We start from the raw sequence: 16,861 nt of genomic DNA on the forward strand, positions 1-16,861 counted from the left end.
TCCGAGCCGGACGGCTTCCGGGCCGTCCCCTTTCCTCGTTCCGGTCTCGGCATGAGGGGCGGCGCTGCACTTCGGAGAACCAGGTCCTTCCGGAACTGCGGGACGGCCCGGTGGCATCGGTCTCACCCGCTGACGCCGGGCGACCCCATGGGTGGATCCGCGCAATAACTGCGGAAGGTGGCCCAACCGGCACCGCGCGCAGACGCGATCACCGGTGCGATTACGAGAAGCGAGCCACCGGCCCTGTCGACGTACTGCTCTTGATCAGCCGGCGGAGGGGCGCTTGGGCGAACCCTGTTGCGTCTCCGACGCGTGCACGGAACTCCAGGACTGGCCGGTCTCCCTTCCGAAGTGCCGCAGGTCCTTGAAGTCCTGCATGTTGCCGATCACCGCCGGAAGGATCACGGCGGCTCAGGCGGGTTCGTGACTTCTAAGCCGGGACGCTTTCCCAGTGCTGTGTCAGTGCGGCGGCGAGTTCCCGCGGCTGCTGGAGGTGCGGCCAGTGACCGCTGTCCAGCAGGACCAGGTTCGTGGCCCTGACGTTCTTCGCGAGAGCTTCGGCGTGTTCCACCGGCTGGTACTGGTCCTCTCGGCCCCAGAACACGAGGGAAGGGCTGGTGATGTCCGCCAGACCGGGTTGCCACTCCGCCCCCGTGTGGACTCCCGAGCGGACCAGGCGAAGCATGCTGTCCTTCATCGTGTCGTCCATCCGGCTCACGATCTCGTCGGCGCGACGGATGGGCACACCGTCGCCCTGCAATTGCGTGCTGAACGCCGACGGATCCAATTCGGCCATCCACTGCTCTCCCAACCCGGGGGTCTGCCAGATCTCCGAGAGGGGACTCCAGTCGAACGCGGGGCTGATCGCCGCGTCTCCGCCGGCCCAGGTCCGCACCAGATCGGGACGCAGCGAGGCGACGCGCGCGGTAAGGGCGCTGCCCCAGTCATGGCCCACGAGGTCGACCGGGCTGCCGATCTCCTCCAGCCGGGCGATGATCCAGTTGACGTACTCCTCCTTGGTGGCGGTGAATCCCTCCGGCCGGGGGATTCCGAAACCGGGCAGCGCGGGTGCACTGACATCGGTGCTGGTCAGGTGGCCAAAGAGGTCGTCCCAGACGTGGTGGGTGTCCGGAATGCCGTGAACGAATACAGCAGGCACAGGGTCTCTCCAGTCGATTGATGATTGTCATGGGTCGCTGTGGTTCCGGCTTGGCGCCGGTTACTCAGGACGGCGAATCACGTGGCTGCCCACTTCGCCAGCCGGGGGTAAAGCTCCGTCAGGTCGCCGGCGAGGAGCCTCTTGACCTGCCGGGTGATGTCGTCACCGAGCACCTCGTACGCTCCCGTCTCGATGCCGTCGAGGGCGAGTGCGGCGATGGTGCGGGGGTCGGACTTGGGTGCGTTACGGTCCGCCGTCAGGTCCGTGTTGACGTATCCCGCGTGCAGTCCGGTGAGTGCATGGTGAGGATGTGGCCGCCACCGTTGCCCTCGATGATCGGTACGAAGGCGCGGGTGAGCAGCAGCGGGCCGTAGAGGTTGGTCTCGAATTCCCGGCGTACGTCGTCGAGGGGGGAATTGAGGGGGGACGCACCGAAGTGGTCGGTCTCGGACGCGCCGACCGCGCGCGCCGGTGACGAAGACGCGCGCGCCCTTCAGTGCGGTCATGGCTGGTCTCCAGAGAATTTCACAGTTCGTTCATTGAACTTAGCTCGTGCCGCCACCGTAGCAGAGTGAGTTCGGTCATTGAACCTCTCGCTGGAAGTTGACTACAGTGGATGCCATGGCACTGGGCAAGGACTACGCGACGCAGGAATGCTCGATCGCCGGCGCGCTGGAGATCGTCGGCGAGCGATGGACCCTGCTGATCGTCCGCGACGCCCTTTACGGCATCCGGCGCTACAACGACTTCCTCGTCCACCTCGGCATTCCGCGCGCGGTCCTGGCCACCCGCCTCCAGATGCTCACCGACGAGGGCATCCTGGAGAAGCGCCGGTACCAGGAGTCCCCGCCGCGCGACGAGTACGTCCTCACCGATCGCGGCACCACCCTGTGGCCCACCGTTCGCACCCTCGACCTCTGGGGCCGCAAGCACACCGGCGGGACCGCGCTGCGCCTCTTCCAGCACGCCGAGTGCCGCACCGAACTCGGCGTCTACGGTGAGTGCCCCAAGTGCGCGACCGTCGTACCGGTCGTGGATGTCCTCATGGTCCCGGGCCCAGGCCTCGACCCCGACCCCGCGGCCCCGATCAGCCGGGCCCTGCTCCGGCCGAAGAGGCTCTTGGAGCCCGTCATGGTCGATCAGGCGTAAGTTCCCGCTGCCAGCCGAGACCGGGCCACTCCTGCCGTAGCCCCGGAACCGTGCGCCTGACAGTGCGTTCGCATGAGACGCAAACGGGCCCGTTCATCCTGGCCCGCATCGCGCAGGGCGCAGCGAGCGCGGCCCTGATGGCAAGCAGCCCCGGCCTGATCGTCCATGCCCCCCCTTCGTCCTCTGGCGCTCAGCTGCGCAGATAGACGGACTTGTGCTCGACGTACGCCGCCAGCCCCTCGGGGCCCAGCTCACGCCCCAGCCCGCTGGCCTTGACGCCCCCGAAGGGTGCGCCGAGATCGATGTTGTAGAAGTTCACCCCGACCGTGCCGGTGCGCATCCTGCGGGCGATCTCCAGACCCTTGTCCTCGTCGGAGGTCCAGACGGTACCGGCCAGGCCGTACGGGGAGTCGTCGGCGATCGCCACGGCCTGGTCGACGTCGTCGTACGGAATCACCACCAGGACCGGGCCGAAGATCTCCTCACGGGCGACGACGGCGGAGTTGTCCACGTCCGCGAAGACCGTCGGCTCGACGAACCAGCCCCGCTCCAGGCCCGCGGGACGGCCACCACCGGTGACCACCCTCGCCCCGCCGGCCAGGCCGGCGTCGATGTAGGACTCGACGCCGGCCCGCTGTCGGGCCGAGGCGAGAGGGCCCACTCGGGTGGCCGGGTCGGACGGGTCTCCCACCCGCAGGGAGGCCGCGAGGTCCGCGACGGCGTCGACGACCTCGGTGTAGCGGCTGCGGGGCGCGAGGATACGGGAGCTGGTGTAGCAGGTCTGTCCGCTGTTGAGCAGGCAGGCCCACGCGAGTCCGCGTACCGCCTGACCGAGGTCGGCGTCGTCCAGCACGATGGCCGCGCTCTTGCCGCCGAGTTCGAGCGTGGCGGGCCGCAGCAGCCGCCCGCACACCTCGCCGATGGCCCGTCCGGCCTCGGTGGACCCCGTGAAGGCCACCTTGTCGACGCCGGGGTGAGCGACCAGGTACGCACCGGTCTCGCGGCCGCCGGTGACGACGTTGACGACCCCGTCCGGGATCCCGGCCTCCTGTGCGGCGTCGGCGAGCTGGAAGGCGTCCAGCACGGTCTCGGGCGCCGGCTTGACGACGACGGCACAGCCGGCCGCGAGTGCCGGCGCGACCTTGAACATCGTGAGCGACTGGGGGAAGTTCCACGGGACGACGGGGGCGACCACACCGACCGGCTCGCGGCGCACCACGGTGGTTCCGGGGCCGGGGAACGCGGGGCGGCGCTCCTCCTGCGGGGTGGCGCGGGCCAGTTGGGCGAAGTACCGCAGAGTCCGGGCGGGGCCGGTCCCCTCGACCGGGCCGGACACCGAGATCGGCATGCCCATCTCGGCGGTGACGACACGCGCGGTCTCCTCGGCCCGCCGTTCCAGCGCGTCGGCGAAGCGGTCGAGGGCCGCCGCCCTGGTCTCCCCGTCCCACAACGCCCACGGCGACGCGGTCAGCGCCTGCCGGGCCGCGGCAACGGCGGCGTCGACGTCGGCGGGAGCGGTGTCGGGCGCCTCGCCCACGGGCTGCTCGGTGACGGGTGAGATCACGGTGCGGGTGCCGGGTGCGGTACTCGGCCGCCAGTCGCCTCCGATGAAGAGGTGTTCGCGACGGTAGTGGAGCCTGGTTTCCGATGGCATGGGTCAACTCCCAGGAAGCAGTACGGGCTTGACGGTGACGCCGGACGCGGCATCCCGCTCGGCGGTGTTGATCTCGCTGAGCGGATAGGTCCGCACCAGGCGTTCGAAGGGGAAGCGACCCTGCTGCCACAGCTCGATCAGCTGGGGAAGGAAGCGGCGGGGTACCGCGTCGCCCTCCAGGATTCCCATCACGTTCTTGCCGGCGGACAGAGCGGCGGGGCCCAGGACGAGGTCGCGGGACTGGGCGCCGACCAGGCCGATGGTTCCCCTGCCCCGCAGGCTGTCGACCCCGTCCCTGATCACCTCCGGGACCCCGGTGGTGTCCAGGACGTAGTCGGCTCCTCCCTCGGTGATCTTGCGGAGCTGCCGAGGAAGGTCGTCGGCGCTGCCCACCAGGACGTGAGTCGCGCCGAGCTCCTGGGCCAGGTCGAGCCGGTTCTCGTGCAGGTCGACCGCCACGATCGTGGCGGCCCCTGCGACTCGGGCCGCCATGACGGCCGCCAGCCCCACGCCGCCCGCGCCGAACACCACGACGCGCGAACCGGCGCGGACGCCGAGAGCGAGCAGGATCGATCCGGCGCCGGTCTGGATGCCGCAGCCGAGTGGGGCGAGGAGCTCCAGCGGCAGATCCGGGTCGACGACGACCGTGTTGCGCACGTCCACCACGGCGTGGGTGGCGAACGAGGACTGGCCGAACCAGCGCGAGGCGACGGGCTTTCCCTCGGCGTCGGTCACCGGCCGGCCACCGCTCTCGGTGCCGGTGCCGGTGAGGTTGCGCTGGACGAACGACCGGCAGTAGGCGGGGTGGCCGTCCAGGCAGTTCTCGCAGGCGCCGCAGTGGTCGAACGAGAGCAGGACGTGCGAGCCCACTGACGGCTCGGTCACGCCCGGCCCGAGGGCCTCGACCACGCCGGCTCCTTCGTGGCCCGCGATAATCGGCGGCCGGGCGGGAAAGCCCGTGCCGCGCGGCAGCACGTCCGTGTGGCAGAAGCCCACCGCGGCGATGCGCACGAGCACCTGCCCCGGCCCCGGATCGGCGATGTCGACCTCTTCGACGAGGAAGGGCCCGTCACTGGCCCTGAGTACCGCTGCCTGCATGCGCATGTCCGCTCCCGGGGTCCGTCCGCGTATCGGTCCGCGTCGCGTGACCGACGCTACTGTTGACCGTACGAGCGGTCAACAGTAGCTTCATGGTTATCACCCGCACGACGAAGGAGCCGAGCGTGGCCCTCCCCGTACAGTCCCCAGAGCGGCAGGAACAGCCGGACCAGCCGGATCGAGAGGCCGCCGCGGTCCTGCGCCGTGAAGGTCCGGTCGCCGTGATCACCCTGAACCGGCCCCGGGCGATGAACGCGGTCAACGCGGCGATGTCGGTGGCCGTCGGAAACGCGCTGCGGGAACTCGACGAGGACCCGGAGCTGAGTGTCGGTGTGATCACCGGGGCGGGGCGGGCCTTCTGTGCCGGCGCCGACCTGAAGGAGCTCGGGGCCGGCCGACCGGTCAGTGCGCCCGGGCACCCCGAATGGGGATTCGCCGGCCTGGTGCGCCACGTCGTGGACAAGCCGCTCATCGCGGCCGCCAACGGCTTCGCGCTCGGCGGCGGCACCGAGATCGTGTTGGCCTGCGATCTCGCGGTGATCAGCGAGGACGCGCAGCTCGGGCTGCCCGAGGTGAAGCGCGGGCTGGTCGCCGCCGCCGGCGGGCTGCTGCGGCTGCACCGGCAGATCCCGCCCAAGGTCGCCGCCCACGCCGCCCTGACCGGTGAGCCGCTGGACGCGGCCACCGCGCTGCGCTGGGGCCTGGTCAACGAGGTCGTGCCCGCGGACCAGGTAGTCGCCCGTGCTCTGCAACTGGCCCGGCAGATCGCGGCCAACGCGCCGCTGGCCGTCCGGGCGAGCAAACGGATCATGCGCCGCAGCGTCGAGTTCGGCTCCGACTGGGACCCGGCGATCTGGGACATGAACGAGGCCGAGTTCGGCGAGGTCCGCCGCAGCGAGGACGCCAAGGAAGGCCCGCGGGCCTTCGCCGAGAAGCGCCCGCCCCGGTGGCAGGGCAAGTGACAAGGAGACAGCGGTGCAGTCAGCGGTGATCGTCGATGTCGTACGTACTCCCTCCGGCAAGGGCAAGCCGGGCGGCGCCCTGTCCGGGACGCACCCGGTGGAGCTGCTGGCCACGGTGCTGAGCGCGCTGCTGCGCCGCAATGACCTCGACCCGGCTCTGGTGGACGACGTGATCGCCGGGTGCGTCGGGCAGAACGGTGAGCAGGCGCTCAACATCGCGCGCAACTCGGTGCTGGCCGCCGGACTTCCCGAGACGGTGCCGGCCACGACCGTCGACCGGCAGTGCGGCTCCAGCCAGCAGGCCGCGCACTTCGCGGCGCAGGGCGTGCTGGCGGGCGCGTACGACATCGCGATCGCCTGCGGCGTCGAGTCGATGAGCCGGGTGCCGATGTTCTCCGCCGTCCAGGGCCGCGACCCGTACGCCCCGCTCGCCGCGCGTTATCCCGACGGCCTGGTCCAGCAGGGCGTTTCGGCGGAGCTCATCGCCGCTCGCTGGAAGATCGGCAGGCAGGAGCTCGACGCCTTCGCCGCGCGCTCCCACCGGCTCGCCGCAGCGACCGCCGCGTCGGGCGGCTTCGACGGCGAGATCGTCCCGGTCGGCGGCCATGAGACGGACGAGACGGTCCGGCCGGCCACCACCCAAGAGGCCCTGGCCGGTCTGAAGCCGGCGTTCCTCGACGACGCCATGGGCAGGCGCTTTCCCGAGATCGACTGGCGCGTCACCGCGGGCAATTCCTCCCCGTTCACCGACGGCGCCTCCGCCGCGCTCATCATGAGCGAGGACAGGGCCGCCGCCCTGGGGTTGCGCCCCCGCGCGCGGTTCCACTCCTTCACGGTCACTGGCAGCGACCCGCTGCTGATGCTCACCGGCGTGATCCCGGCCACCGTCCGCGTGCTGGAGCGGGCGGGCCTGTCCATCGACGACATCGACGCCTTCGAGGTCAACGAGGCCTTCGCCGCGGTACCGCTGGTCTGGCAGCGGGAAACCGGAGCCGATCCGGACCGGGTGAACCCGCGCGGCGGCGCCATCGCTCTCGGCCACCCCCTCGGAGCCTCCGGCACCCGGCTGCTGACCACCCTGGTCAACCACCTGGAAGCCACCGGCGGCCGTTACGGCCTGCAGACCATGTGCGAGGGCGGGGGCATGGCCAACGCCACGATCATCGAGCGGCTCTGAGCCCTCCCCGTTCGAGTACCTCCAGAGGAGACCCACCATGAATCTCTCAGGCAGCGCCGCCCTCGTCACCGGTGGAGCCTCCGGGCTCGGGCTGGCCACCGCGCAGCGCCTGGCGGCGGCCGGTGCCCGGGTCGTCATCGCCGACCTCCCCTCCTCGGCGGGCGAGACCGTCGCCAAGGACCTCGGCGACCATGTCACCTTCGCGCCCACCGACGTCACCGACCCGGCGCAGGTGACGGCCGCGCTCGACCTCGTCGTGGAGGCGGGGCCGCTGCGGGTGGTCGTCAACTGCGCGGGCATCGGCGACCCGGGCCGCACCGTCGGCAGGGACGGGCCGCTGGCACTGGAGCGCTTCCGCCGGGTCGTGGAGATCAACCTGGTCGGAACGTTCAACGTGATCCGGCTCGCCGCGCAGCGGATGCAGGACACCGAGCCGGCCGCACCACACGGCGAGGAACGCGGCGTCATCGTCAACACCGCCTCCGTGGCGGCCTTCGACGGACAGATCGGACAGGCGTCCTACGCGGCCTCCAAGGGCGGCATCGTCGGCATGACCCTGCCGATCGCGCGGGAACTGGCGGCCAGCCTGATCCGCGTGGTCACCATCGCCCCGGGTCTGTTCGCCACCCCGATCCTGAACGGGCTGCCGGATGAGGCGCGTCGCTCGCTCGGCGCCCAGGTGCCCCACCCCAGCCGACTCGGCGATCCCGACGAGTACGCCGCACTGGTCGAGCACATCGTCGCCAACCCGATGCTCAACGGCGAGGTCATCCGCCTCGACGGCGCGATCCGGATGGCACCACGCTGACGCCGTCCGGCTCCGGCGCGACCCCACGTACCCCCGACCCCGACCCCGACCGCACGACCGAGAGGCGCCGTCACCGTGCCCATCCCCATCCCCATCGACACCGATCCCTCAGTCACCGAACTCGCCGAACGCACACGGCAGTTGGTGCGTGACGTCGTGATCCCCGTGGAGACCGAGACCGGCGGCCGGGTCCACGACGGCCCCGAGAAGGTACGGCGCCGACTGCAGGACGCCGCCCGCGAAGCGGGCCTGCTCGCCCCGCACGTCGGCAGGGAGTGGGGCGGGCTCGGCCTGAACACCCTCGGCCAGGCCGTGGTCTTCGAGGAGGCGGGCTACTCCCTGCTCGGTCCGCTCGCCCTGAACATCGCGGCTCCGGACGAGGGCAACATGCACCTCCTGGAGAAGGTCGCCACCCAGGAGCAGAAGCGGCGCTATCTGGCCCCGCTGGCCGCCGGCGACATCCGGTCCTGCTTCGCGATGACCGAGCCGGCCCCGGGCGCGGGCTCGGACCCCAGCGCGTTGACCACCACGGCCACGCCGGTGCCCGGAGGTTGGCGCATCGACGGCCGCAAGTGGTTCATCAGCGGTGCGCGCGGTGCCGGGTTCGCCATCTGCATGGCCCGGACCAGCGGTGCGCCGGGCGACCGGGGCGGGGCGACCATGTTCCTGGTCGACACCGACCGGCCCGGCATGACCATCGAGCGCGACATCGACACCCTCGACGAGGGCCTGTTCGCGGGCCACAGCGAGATCGTCTTCGACGGCTGTGTCGTCGGCGACGACCAGGTCCTCGGTGAGGTCGACAGGGGGTTCGAGTACGCGCAGGTGCGGCTGGCGCCGGCCCGGCTGACGCACTGCATGCGCTGGCTCGGCCTGGCCAGGCGCGCGCAGGACATCGCGCTGGAGCGGGCGAGCACCCGCGAGGCCTTCGGCTCGCGCCTCGCCGAACTCGGCATGGTCCAGCAGCAACTGGCCGACTCCGAGATCGACATCGCGGCCAGTCGCGCGCTCATCCACGACACGGCCCGGGTCCTGGACAGCGGGGCACGCGGCGCCCAGGAGTCCGCCATCGCCAAGACGTTCGTGGCCGAGGCGGTGGGCCGCGTCGTGGACCGTTCCGTGCAGATCTGCGGTGCCCTGGGGATCTCCTCCGACGTCCCGCTGTCCCGCTTCCTGCGCGAGGTCAGGGCCTTCCGCATCTACGACGGCCCCTCCGAGACCCACCGCTGGGCCATCGCGCGACGCGCCGTCAGTCGCCATGCGCGCCGCCGTGAGGAGACCGCGACATGACCGCGACGGACATCACCACGCCCGCCGGGTCACCGATCGGCCTGGACGTCCCGGCCCTGCGGAAGTGGGTCGGCGAGCTCGTCCCCGAGTTCGACGGGGCCGTGCACGCCCGCCTCCTCCAGGGCGGCCGATCGAACCTGACGTACGAGATCCAGGCGGGCCCGCACCACTGGGTGCTGCGTCGCCCGCCGCTGGGCACCCTGACGCCCAGCGCCCACGACATGGCACGCGAGTACCGTGTCGTCGCCGCCCTGCACGGCACCGGCGTACCCGTGGCGGCGCCGGTCGGCCTCTGCGAGGACCGCTCGGTCATCGGAGCCCCGTTCGCGGTGGTGGAGTTCGTCGACGGGACGGTCGTCCGCAGCGCCCAGGACGCCGCGCTGATCAGCGCCGCCGAGCGATGGCGGTGTGCGCTGTCCCTGGTGGACCAGCTGGCAGCGCTCCACGAGGTGGACCCCGGGGCGGTGGGGCTGACGGAATTCGGCCGCCCCGAGGGCTATCTGGCGCGACAGCTGAAGCGCTGGCGCAGCCAGTGGGACCTGGTCGCAACGAGAGAGACACCTCTCGTGGACCGGCTGTTCACGGCTCTGGTCGACCGGTTGCCTCCGGCAGGCCCGAGCGGCATCGTGCATGGCGACTACCGCCTGGACAACACCATCCTCGACCGCGCCGACCCGGAGCTCGTCCGCGCGATCGTGGACTGGGAGATGGCCACTCTCGGCGACCCGCTCGCTGACCTGGGCATGTTGCTCGTCTACTGGGATCCCGTCAGCGAACCGGTGCTCGGTGTGCGGCACATCCTGCACGGCAACCCCGGCTTCCCCAGCGCCGACGAACTCGCCGAGCACTACGCCCACCGGACCGGCGAGGACCTGAGCCATCTGCCCTTCTACCGGGCGCTCGGCTACTTCAAACTCGCGGTGATCGCGGAAGGCATCCACGCCCGCCACCTCGCCGGCCAGACCGTCGGCGACGGCTTCCACACCATCGGCGACGCCGTACTGCCCCTGCTGCGGGCGGGGTCCGCCGCACTGACCGGACAGGAAACGGCATGACCCGCACCGCGCTCATCACAGGAGCCTCCCGTGGCATCGGCGCGGCCATCGCGCGCCGCCTCGCCGCCGACGGCTGGGACCTGAGCCTCGCCGCCCGCTCCCCCGGGCCCCTGCGCGCGCTGGCCGACGAACTGCACGCCCGGTACGGAGTGCGCGTGCACACGGCGCCGGGTGACATGGCCGAGGAGGCCGACGTCCGCGACGTGGCGCGGCAGCACCTCACGGCGTACGACGGCCGGCTGGACGCGCTCGTGCTCAGCGCGGGGATGGGACAGACGGGCGCGATCGCCGATTTTCCCCTGGCCCGGCTGGACAAGCAGTACGCCGTGAACCTGCGTGCCCCGTTCCAGCTGGTCCAGGAATGCCTGCCCGCGCTGCGCGCCACGGCCTCCCCGGCCCGGGACGGCACCGGCGTACACCGCGGCAGCAGGGTGGTGGCCATCGCCTCCATCACCGGCGTCGCAGCCGAGCCGTCGCTGGCGGCATACGCGGCGACCAAGGCGGCCCTGCTGTCCCTGTGCGAGTCGGTCAACGTGGAGGAGTCCGAGGCCGGCGTCTCGGCCTGCGCGGTGGCTCCCGGATACGTCGACACCGATATGACCTCATGGATGCACGAACGGCTGGCCCCGGAGGACATGATCACGGCGGAGGACGTCGCGGAGATGGTCTCGTCCGTTGTCGGACTGTCCCGTACGGCCGTGGTCCCCAGCATCGTGATCACCAGGCCGGGCCGTCGTCTCTGGCGGGCCTGAGACCCGGCGCTCGTCGAGGCCGGACGGGCGGGCAAATCCACCCGTCCGCTCTATTGACCGTACATCCGGTCAGTCCTAATGTGGCCGCACCGCACTCCCTTTGAGAGCCGGTCCGGCGGCCATTCCCCGTCACCGCCCCGCGACCCGCCGGGGCAGAACCTTCCGCCACCGACCCACACTCGCCGCCCTCCCCGGCCGTTTCGACAACGGCCGGCGGCCAATACCGGAGGAATCGCACATGGCGACAGCGACACCACACACGGCCGAGAACAGCGACTGCCCAGCACCCGGCAGCGACCTGCACGGCATCCTGGATTTCTGGAACGGGGCCGCGCCGGACGCCGAAGCACTCGCCGAAGGCGACCGGCGGCTGACCTGGAGCGGCCTGGCAGACCGGGTCTCGCGCCTGGCCGCCGCACTGGCCGCGGACGGCCTGCGCCCCGGCCACCACTTCGCGACCCTCAACAAGAACAGCTCCGCCACGATCGAGGCCACGTTCGCCGCAGCCAGGGACGGATACGCCCACGTCATCGTCAACTGGCGACTGAGCCCCGGCGAGATCGAGTACGTCCTCGCCGACGCCAAGACCCGGATCCTCTTCGTGGGCGCCGAGTTCCTCCCGCAACTGGAACAGGTCCGGGACCGGCTGCCCCACCTGACGAAGGTCATCGTCGTCGGCGGCGACGCGGACGAGTACGAGAGCTACTTGGCGTCGGCCGCGCCCGTGCCCCGCAGCCACCGGCCCCAGCCGGACGACTGCGTCCTCCTGCTCTACACCTCCGGCACCACGGGATTCCCCAAGGGCGCGATGCTCACCCACCGCAGTCTGGGAGCGCACTGCGTCTCGGCCGCGGAGGCGTTCGACTTCTCCCACGACAGCGTGAACATGGTGGCCATGCCGCTGTTCCACGTCGGCGGCATCAGCTGGGCCCTGATCAGCCTCTGGGTGGGCGCCCGTACGGTCCTCGTCCGGGACGTGGTCCCGGCCACCGTCCTGGAGCGGATCCGGCAGGAAAGGGTCACCCACGCCTTCTTCGTCCCGACGGTCTACGAGTACTTCCTGGCCACGCCGGAACTCGACCAGGCGGACCTGTCCAGCCTGCGGTGCCTGGGCTATGGCGGTTCCCCGATGCCGCTGCCGCTGATGCGACGGTGCCTGGAGCGGTTCACGTCGGACTTCTACCAGGTGTACGGGATGACCGAGGCATCCGGGGTGTTCAGCGTCCTGGGACCGGACGCCCACCGCGACCCGGACCGGATCCACCTGCTCACCTCGGCCGGCAGGCCTGTGGCGGGCGTACAGGTCCGAGTGGCCAGCCCGCTCACGGGTGAGGAGGTTCCCAGCGGCCAAACCGGCGAGTTCTGGATCAAGTCGGAGCAGGTGATGGCCGGGTACTGGGACAAGCCGGAAGCCACCGCCGAATCCTTCAGCGACGGCTGGTTCCGTACCGGCGACGCAGGCTTCGTGGACGACGACGGCTTCCTCTTCGTTCGCGACCGCGTCAAGGACATGATCATCTCGGGTGGCGAGAACATCTACCCGGCCGAGGTCGAGCGGGTGATCAACCAGCACCCCTCCGTGGCCGACGTGTGCGTCATCGGAGTTCCGGACCCCACCTACGTCGAGACGGTCAAGGCCGTCGTCACCGTGACATCCGGTGCCGTGGTCGACGCCGCAGAGCTCATCGCCTTCTGCCGTGAGCGCCTGGCCGCCTACAAGTGCCCCAAGTCGGTGGAGATCGTCCAAGAGCTGCCCCGCACCGCCACGGGCAAGGTGCTCAAGCGCGAGCTCCGCAAGGCGTACTCGAAGAGCACCGACATCAGCTGAATCACACATCAGCTGAATCAACACGAGCGAAAGGTCCCACAATGAGCTACTTCACCAGTGCCGAAGAGGTCTACCTCTACCTCGGCGGCGTCTTCCGGGAGGCCAACAGCCACCCCGAGGTCGGCCCGGTCCTCAAGGCTTCCGGCATCACCCTCCGGCTCGACTACACCGGCCCGGACTCCTCCATCACCGTGCTCATGAAGGAGCCGGAGATCGTCGTCATCGAGGGCGAGTCCGACCTCGACCCCGACGTCCGGCTCGCGATGTCGGCCGACAACGGCAACAAGTTCTGGCGCGGCGAGTACAACGTCGCGGTCGGCCTGGCCAAGGGACAGGTCAAGGCCAAGGGCCCGGTCACCCAGATCCTCAAGCTGGTGCCGCTGACCAAGCCGCTGTTCCCCGTCTACCGCGAACTCGTCAGCAAGAAGGACGCCGGCATCTGAGCCCCCTCGACACCCCAAGGCAGGTCGGTCAATGACGACAGGTACCAAGCACTACCGGATGTACATCGACGGCGAATGGGTGGACACGGCCGACGGCCCGTTCCAGATGGTCGATCCCGCCACCGGGCAGGTGTTCGCCACGGCGGCCAGGGGCCGGACCGAGCACGCCGACCTCGCGGTGGCCGCCGCGAAGCGCGCCCATGAGCGCGGTGAATGGCGCGGCAAGAGCCCCGAGGAACGGGCCGAGGTGATGTCGGCGATCGTGGCCAAGCTCTCCGAGCGGATGGACGAGCTCGTCGAGCTGCACATCAAGGAGAACGGCGTCACGATCCGGCAGGCCATGGCCTTCCACGTCGGTTACTCCATCTCTCATCTGCAGTACTTCGCCGATCTGGCCCGGAGTTACGCCTTCGAGCGCCCCGGTCCGCAGTTGTCCTATCCCACGCTCGCCACCGGAGTCGTCCGCAGGGAGCCCATCGGCGTCGTGGCCGGCATCGTGCCCTGGAACTTCCCCCTCCTGCTGGCCGTCTGGAAACTCGGTCCCGCGCTCGCCGCGGGCAACTGCATCGTCCTCAAGCCGGACGAGAAGACCCCTCTCACCCTCCTCGCCCTCGCCGAGGCCGCCCACGAGGCCGGACTCCCGCCGGGCGTCCTCAACGTCGTCACCGGGGAGGGCGAAGAGGTGGGCGCGCGACTGGCCGCGCACCCGGACGTACGCAAGATCGCCTTCACCGGCTCGACCGTCGTGGGCCGCGAGATCAGCAGGCTGGCGGCGGACAACGTCAAGCGGGTCACGCTGGAGCTGGGAGGCAAGGGCGCCAACATCGTGCTCGCCGACGCCGATCTGGACACGGCGGTCGACGGCGCGCTGTTCGCCTGCATGCTCTACTCGGGGCAGGCTTGCGAGTCCGGCACGAGGCTGCTGCTCCCCGAGGCGCTGCACGACGACTTCGTCGCCAGGCTGATCGAGCGGGCCAAGACGATGAAGATCGGCGATCCGGCCGAGTTCGACACAGACCTCGGCCCTGTCGTCTCCGCCGAACAGCGCGAGCGGATCCTCGGGTACATCGAACTGGGGCAGAAGGAAGGCGCCACCCTGGCGTACAGCGGCCCCGCGCCCGAGGGCCCGGGGTTCTGGGTGGGGCCCACCATCTTCACGGGTGTCCGCCCCGACATGCGCATCGCCCAGGAGGAGATCTTCGGCCCCGTCCTCTGCGTCATCCCGTACGGCAGCGTCGACGAGGCGGTCGCCATCGCCAACGACAGCGAGTACGGGCTGTCGGCGGGGGTCTGGAGCGAGGACGTCGAAGCCGCCATCGAGGTCGCCGGCCGCCTCGAGTCCGGCACCGTGTGGATCAACGACTGGCACATGGTCAGCGTCGAGTACCCCTTCGGCGGCGTCAAGCAGAGCGGCCTCGGCCGCGAACTCGGCCCTCACTCGCTCGACGAGTACACCGAGGAGAAGTTCGTCCACATCGACCTGTCGCGGCGGCTGGACCGACGTGTCTACGACCTCGTCCTGCCTCCCGTCGCGGATCAGATCAAGGAGAACGTATGAGAGGGAACGCCGCCGTCCTGAGGGAGTCCGGCACCGAACTGACCATCGAGGAGGTCGAGTTCGGCGAACTGGCCTCGGACGAGGTACTGGTCAGGATCGCCGGCGTCGGCGTCTGCCACACCGACCTCACCGCGCAGTCCGGCGGCGTCCCGCTGCCGCTTCCGGTCGTGCTCGGCCACGAGGGCGCGGGAGTGGTGCACGCCGTCGGGAGTGCTGTCGAGACGCTCTCGGTGGGCGACCACGTCGTACTCAGCTTCGACTCCTGCCGGGAATGCGCGACCTGCAAGGCCGGACACCCCGCCTATTGCGAGTTGTTCGCCGCGCTGAACTACTTCGGCACCCGTCTCGACGGGACCGCGACCATGAGCCGCGGCGACGAGGACGTCCACGGCAGCTGGTTCGGCCAGTCCTCGTTCGGCGCGTACGCGGTGGCGAGCGTCCGTAACGCGGTCAAGGTCGACGACGACGTGCCGCTGGACATCCTCGGTCCTCTCGGGTGCGGTCTGATGACCGGCGCCGGCACCGTGTTCAACGTCCTGCGGCCCGCCCCCGGCCAGAGCCTGGGCGTGTTCGGTCTCGGCGCGGTCGGACTGAGCGCGGTCATGGCCGCCAAGGCGGCCGGGTGCGCGACCATCGTCGCGGTCGACCTGAATCCGGAACGGCTGAAGCTGGCGACCGAACTCGGCGCGACCCACGTGATCGATCCGTCGCAGACCAAGGACGTCAACTGGGCCATCACCGAGATCACCGGCACCGGACTGGACTTCACCGTCGACGCCGTGGGCCTCGGCTCCGTCGTACGCCAGGCGGTGGAAGCTCTCCGCTCCCCGGGCGTCTGCGCCACGCTCGGACTCCAGGGCCTGGAGAACGAGATGACCATCGACCAGGGCCATCTCCTCATCGGCCGCACCCTGACCGGCGTCATCGAAGGCGACGCGGACCCGCACGAACTCATCCCCAAGCTCATCGAGCTCTGGCGGGAAGGCGACTTCCCGTTCGACCGGCTGGTCGAACGCCGCCCCTTCGACGAGATCAACGAAGCGATCTCATCCGCCCGCTCCGGGCAGGTCATCAAGCCCGTACTGGTCTTCGACACCGCCTGACACAGCACACCGATCGGTGAGGAGCCGTTCCATGACAACCGAGACCACTGTGTCCGAGGACTTCGTCGTCGATTTCTTCGCACATGTCGATGCCCATGACTTCGACTGGGTCGAGCAGATGCTGGATCCGGAGTGCGTCATCCAGGCACCGGGATTCCTGCAGAAGGGACCCGAGATGGTCACCATCTGGATGGCCGGGTTCTTCGCCGCCTTCCCCGACCTTACCCACCGGCCGCACCGAATCGTCACCGCGCAGGACGAGGTCGCCGTAGAGCTCGAGGTCACCGGCACCCACACCCAGGACCTCGCCCAACCCGACGGCAGCGCGATCCCCCCGACAGGAAGGACCATTCAGATCGGGCTGGCCGAGTTCTGGCGCCTGCGCGACGGTCGGGTCAGCGAATATCGCGTGTACTACGACTCCTTCGAACTTCTCACGCAGCTCGGCCTGACGAACTGACGCATTGAGGACCATCGTTGTCGAGCGGGGCGCGTCCGGTCGAGGGCGCGCCGACGCCCACGGCCGCGCCCTTCTGCCGCACGGCGTGCTGCACGTATGCGCCTGTGTCAGGCCATCAGCCAGTGGCGAGAAGCGGATTCTTCGTCGGCACCCTGCTCGCGGCCACGGGCGGGCTCCTCGCTCTGGCGTGGGGCCCGGTGGATGCACCTGGCGACACCGCCGGCTCGGAGGGAGAGCCAGGCAATGGCCGAACCGTCGTCCGACATCAACGGCGAAGCCGTAGAAGCCCGCTTCGTCTGACCGTCGAGGGGCCGACACCCCGTTCCGTACATCCGCGCTGACCCGTCTGCGTCTGCCGCTCGGGA

Annotated in this window: 16 protein-coding genes and 1 pseudogene; 12 read left to right on the forward strand and 5 right to left on the reverse strand. The window is 70.3% G+C overall.

Going from position 1 to position 16,861, the window contains the following annotated elements; genetic code table 11:
- Positions 1 to 264: 264 nt before the first annotated feature.
- The 3 genes and pseudogenes from K1J60_RS45585 to K1J60_RS03685 form a co-directional block, all read right to left on the reverse strand.
- On the reverse strand, positions 265 to 390 hold the full coding sequence (locus tag K1J60_RS45585) for a hypothetical protein (RefSeq protein WP_259407541.1): 126 nt from the start codon (positions 388 to 390) through the stop codon (positions 265 to 267).
- Positions 391 to 430: 40 nt separating this feature from the next.
- On the reverse strand, positions 431 to 1,159 hold the full coding sequence (locus K1J60_RS03680; protein ID WP_220644884.1) for an alpha/beta fold hydrolase: 729 nt from the start codon (positions 1,157 to 1,159) through the stop codon (positions 431 to 433).
- 77 nt (positions 1,160 to 1,236) lie between these two features.
- Positions 1,237 to 1,592 (reverse strand): annotated as a pseudogene (locus tag K1J60_RS03685) (short-chain dehydrogenase); the annotation flags it as partial.
- Between the two features lie 188 nt (positions 1,593 to 1,780).
- Between K1J60_RS03685 and K1J60_RS03690 the strand changes: the two are divergent.
- Positions 1,781 to 2,308, forward strand: a complete 528-nt coding sequence (locus K1J60_RS03690) for a winged helix-turn-helix transcriptional regulator (RefSeq protein ID WP_220644885.1) — start codon at positions 1,781 to 1,783, stop codon at positions 2,306 to 2,308.
- A gap of 190 nt (positions 2,309 to 2,498) precedes the next feature.
- Here K1J60_RS03690 and K1J60_RS03695 read toward each other — a convergent pair whose 3' ends face one another.
- Positions 2,499 to 3,962, reverse strand: coding sequence for an aldehyde dehydrogenase (locus K1J60_RS03695; RefSeq protein ID WP_220644886.1), 1,464 nt, complete (start codon positions 3,960 to 3,962; stop codon positions 2,499 to 2,501).
- Positions 3,963 to 3,965: 3 nt separating this feature from the next.
- Positions 3,966 to 5,066: an NAD(P)-dependent alcohol dehydrogenase gene (locus tag K1J60_RS03700; protein ID WP_220644887.1), complete on the reverse strand. Its 1,101-nt coding sequence runs from the start codon at positions 5,064 to 5,066 to the stop codon at positions 3,966 to 3,968.
- Positions 5,067 to 5,152: 86 nt separating this feature from the next.
- Between K1J60_RS03700 and K1J60_RS03705 the strand changes: the two genes are divergently transcribed.
- The 11 genes from K1J60_RS03705 (at position 5,153) to K1J60_RS03755 (ending at position 16,496) form a co-directional block, all read left to right on the forward strand.
- Entirely contained in the window at positions 5,153 to 6,022 is an 870-nt protein-coding gene (locus K1J60_RS03705; protein WP_220644888.1) for a crotonase/enoyl-CoA hydratase family protein, read from the forward strand.
- Positions 6,023 to 6,035: 13 nt separating this feature from the next.
- A complete protein-coding gene (locus K1J60_RS03710) occupies positions 6,036 to 7,199 on the forward strand; it encodes a thiolase family protein (RefSeq protein WP_220644889.1) in 1,164 nt (387 codons plus the stop codon).
- A 37-nt stretch (positions 7,200 to 7,236) separates the two neighbouring features.
- Positions 7,237 to 8,007: a 3-hydroxyacyl-CoA dehydrogenase gene (locus K1J60_RS03715; RefSeq protein WP_220644890.1), complete on the forward strand. Its 771-nt coding sequence runs from the start codon at positions 7,237 to 7,239 to the stop codon at positions 8,005 to 8,007.
- Positions 8,008 to 8,088: 81 nt separating this feature from the next.
- On the forward strand, positions 8,089 to 9,297 hold the full coding sequence (locus K1J60_RS03720; RefSeq protein ID WP_220651260.1) for an acyl-CoA dehydrogenase family protein: 1,209 nt from the start codon (positions 8,089 to 8,091) through the stop codon (positions 9,295 to 9,297).
- The gene (locus K1J60_RS03725; RefSeq protein WP_220644891.1) at positions 9,294 to 10,352 is read left to right on the forward strand and encodes a phosphotransferase family protein; all 1,059 of its coding nucleotides are present in this window, start codon (positions 9,294 to 9,296) and stop codon (positions 10,350 to 10,352) included. Before K1J60_RS03720 ends, K1J60_RS03725 begins: the two co-directional genes overlap by 4 nt.
- Positions 10,349 to 11,104, forward strand: a complete 756-nt coding sequence (locus tag K1J60_RS03730) for an SDR family NAD(P)-dependent oxidoreductase (protein ID WP_220644892.1) — start codon at positions 10,349 to 10,351, stop codon at positions 11,102 to 11,104. The genes K1J60_RS03725 and K1J60_RS03730 overlap by 4 nt, the downstream gene beginning before the upstream one ends.
- A gap of 238 nt (positions 11,105 to 11,342) precedes the next feature.
- Entirely contained in the window at positions 11,343 to 12,932 is a 1,590-nt protein-coding gene (locus K1J60_RS03735; RefSeq protein ID WP_220644893.1) for a long-chain-fatty-acid--CoA ligase, read from the forward strand.
- A gap of 41 nt (positions 12,933 to 12,973) precedes the next feature.
- Positions 12,974 to 13,375: an SCP2 sterol-binding domain-containing protein gene (locus K1J60_RS03740; protein ID WP_220644894.1), complete on the forward strand. Its 402-nt coding sequence runs from the start codon at positions 12,974 to 12,976 to the stop codon at positions 13,373 to 13,375.
- A 31-nt stretch (positions 13,376 to 13,406) separates the two neighbouring features.
- The gene (locus tag K1J60_RS03745) at positions 13,407 to 14,933 is read left to right on the forward strand and encodes an aldehyde dehydrogenase family protein (RefSeq protein ID WP_220644895.1); all 1,527 of its coding nucleotides are present in this window, start codon (positions 13,407 to 13,409) and stop codon (positions 14,931 to 14,933) included.
- Complete coding sequence (locus K1J60_RS03750) at positions 14,930 to 16,036, forward strand: NAD(P)-dependent alcohol dehydrogenase (RefSeq protein WP_220644896.1); 1,107 nt, start codon at positions 14,930 to 14,932, stop codon at positions 16,034 to 16,036. The genes K1J60_RS03745 and K1J60_RS03750 overlap by 4 nt, the downstream gene beginning before the upstream one ends.
- A 31-nt stretch (positions 16,037 to 16,067) precedes the next feature.
- Positions 16,068 to 16,496: an ester cyclase gene (locus tag K1J60_RS03755; protein WP_220644897.1), complete on the forward strand. Its 429-nt coding sequence runs from the start codon at positions 16,068 to 16,070 to the stop codon at positions 16,494 to 16,496.
- The last annotated feature ends 365 nt before the right edge of the window (positions 16,497 to 16,861 follow it).

The organism is Streptomyces akebiae (assembly GCF_019599145.1).
Taxonomy (GTDB): Bacteria; Actinomycetota; Actinomycetes; order Streptomycetales; family Streptomycetaceae; genus Streptomyces; species Streptomyces akebiae.

Excerpts from the sequence above, each read along its gene's own strand:
- K1J60_RS03690 (WP_220644885.1), top strand. The coding sequence starts at position 1,781 with ATGGCACTGGGCAAGGACTACGCGACGCAGGAATGCTCGATCGCCGGC.
- K1J60_RS03695 (WP_220644886.1), bottom strand. The coding sequence starts at position 3,962 with ATGCCATCGGAAACCAGGCTCCACTACCGTCGCGAACACCTCTTCATC.
- K1J60_RS03700 (WP_220644887.1), bottom strand. The coding sequence starts at position 5,066 with ATGCGCATGCAGGCAGCGGTACTCAGGGCCAGTGACGGGCCCTTCCTC.
- K1J60_RS03705 (WP_220644888.1), top strand. The coding sequence starts at position 5,153 with ATGGTTATCACCCGCACGACGAAGGAGCCGAGCGTGGCCCTCCCCGTA.
- K1J60_RS03715 (WP_220644890.1), top strand. The coding sequence starts at position 7,237 with ATGAATCTCTCAGGCAGCGCCGCCCTCGTCACCGGTGGAGCCTCCGGG.
- K1J60_RS03725 (WP_220644891.1), top strand. The coding sequence starts at position 9,294 with ATGACCGCGACGGACATCACCACGCCCGCCGGGTCACCGATCGGCCTG.
- K1J60_RS03730 (WP_220644892.1), top strand. The coding sequence starts at position 10,349 with ATGACCCGCACCGCGCTCATCACAGGAGCCTCCCGTGGCATCGGCGCG.
- K1J60_RS03735 (WP_220644893.1), top strand. The coding sequence starts at position 11,343 with ATGGCGACAGCGACACCACACACGGCCGAGAACAGCGACTGCCCAGCA.
- K1J60_RS03740 (WP_220644894.1), top strand. The coding sequence starts at position 12,974 with ATGAGCTACTTCACCAGTGCCGAAGAGGTCTACCTCTACCTCGGCGGC.
- K1J60_RS03745 (WP_220644895.1), top strand. The coding sequence starts at position 13,407 with ATGACGACAGGTACCAAGCACTACCGGATGTACATCGACGGCGAATGG.
- K1J60_RS03750 (WP_220644896.1), top strand. The coding sequence starts at position 14,930 with ATGAGAGGGAACGCCGCCGTCCTGAGGGAGTCCGGCACCGAACTGACC.
- K1J60_RS03755 (WP_220644897.1), top strand. The coding sequence starts at position 16,068 with ATGACAACCGAGACCACTGTGTCCGAGGACTTCGTCGTCGATTTCTTC.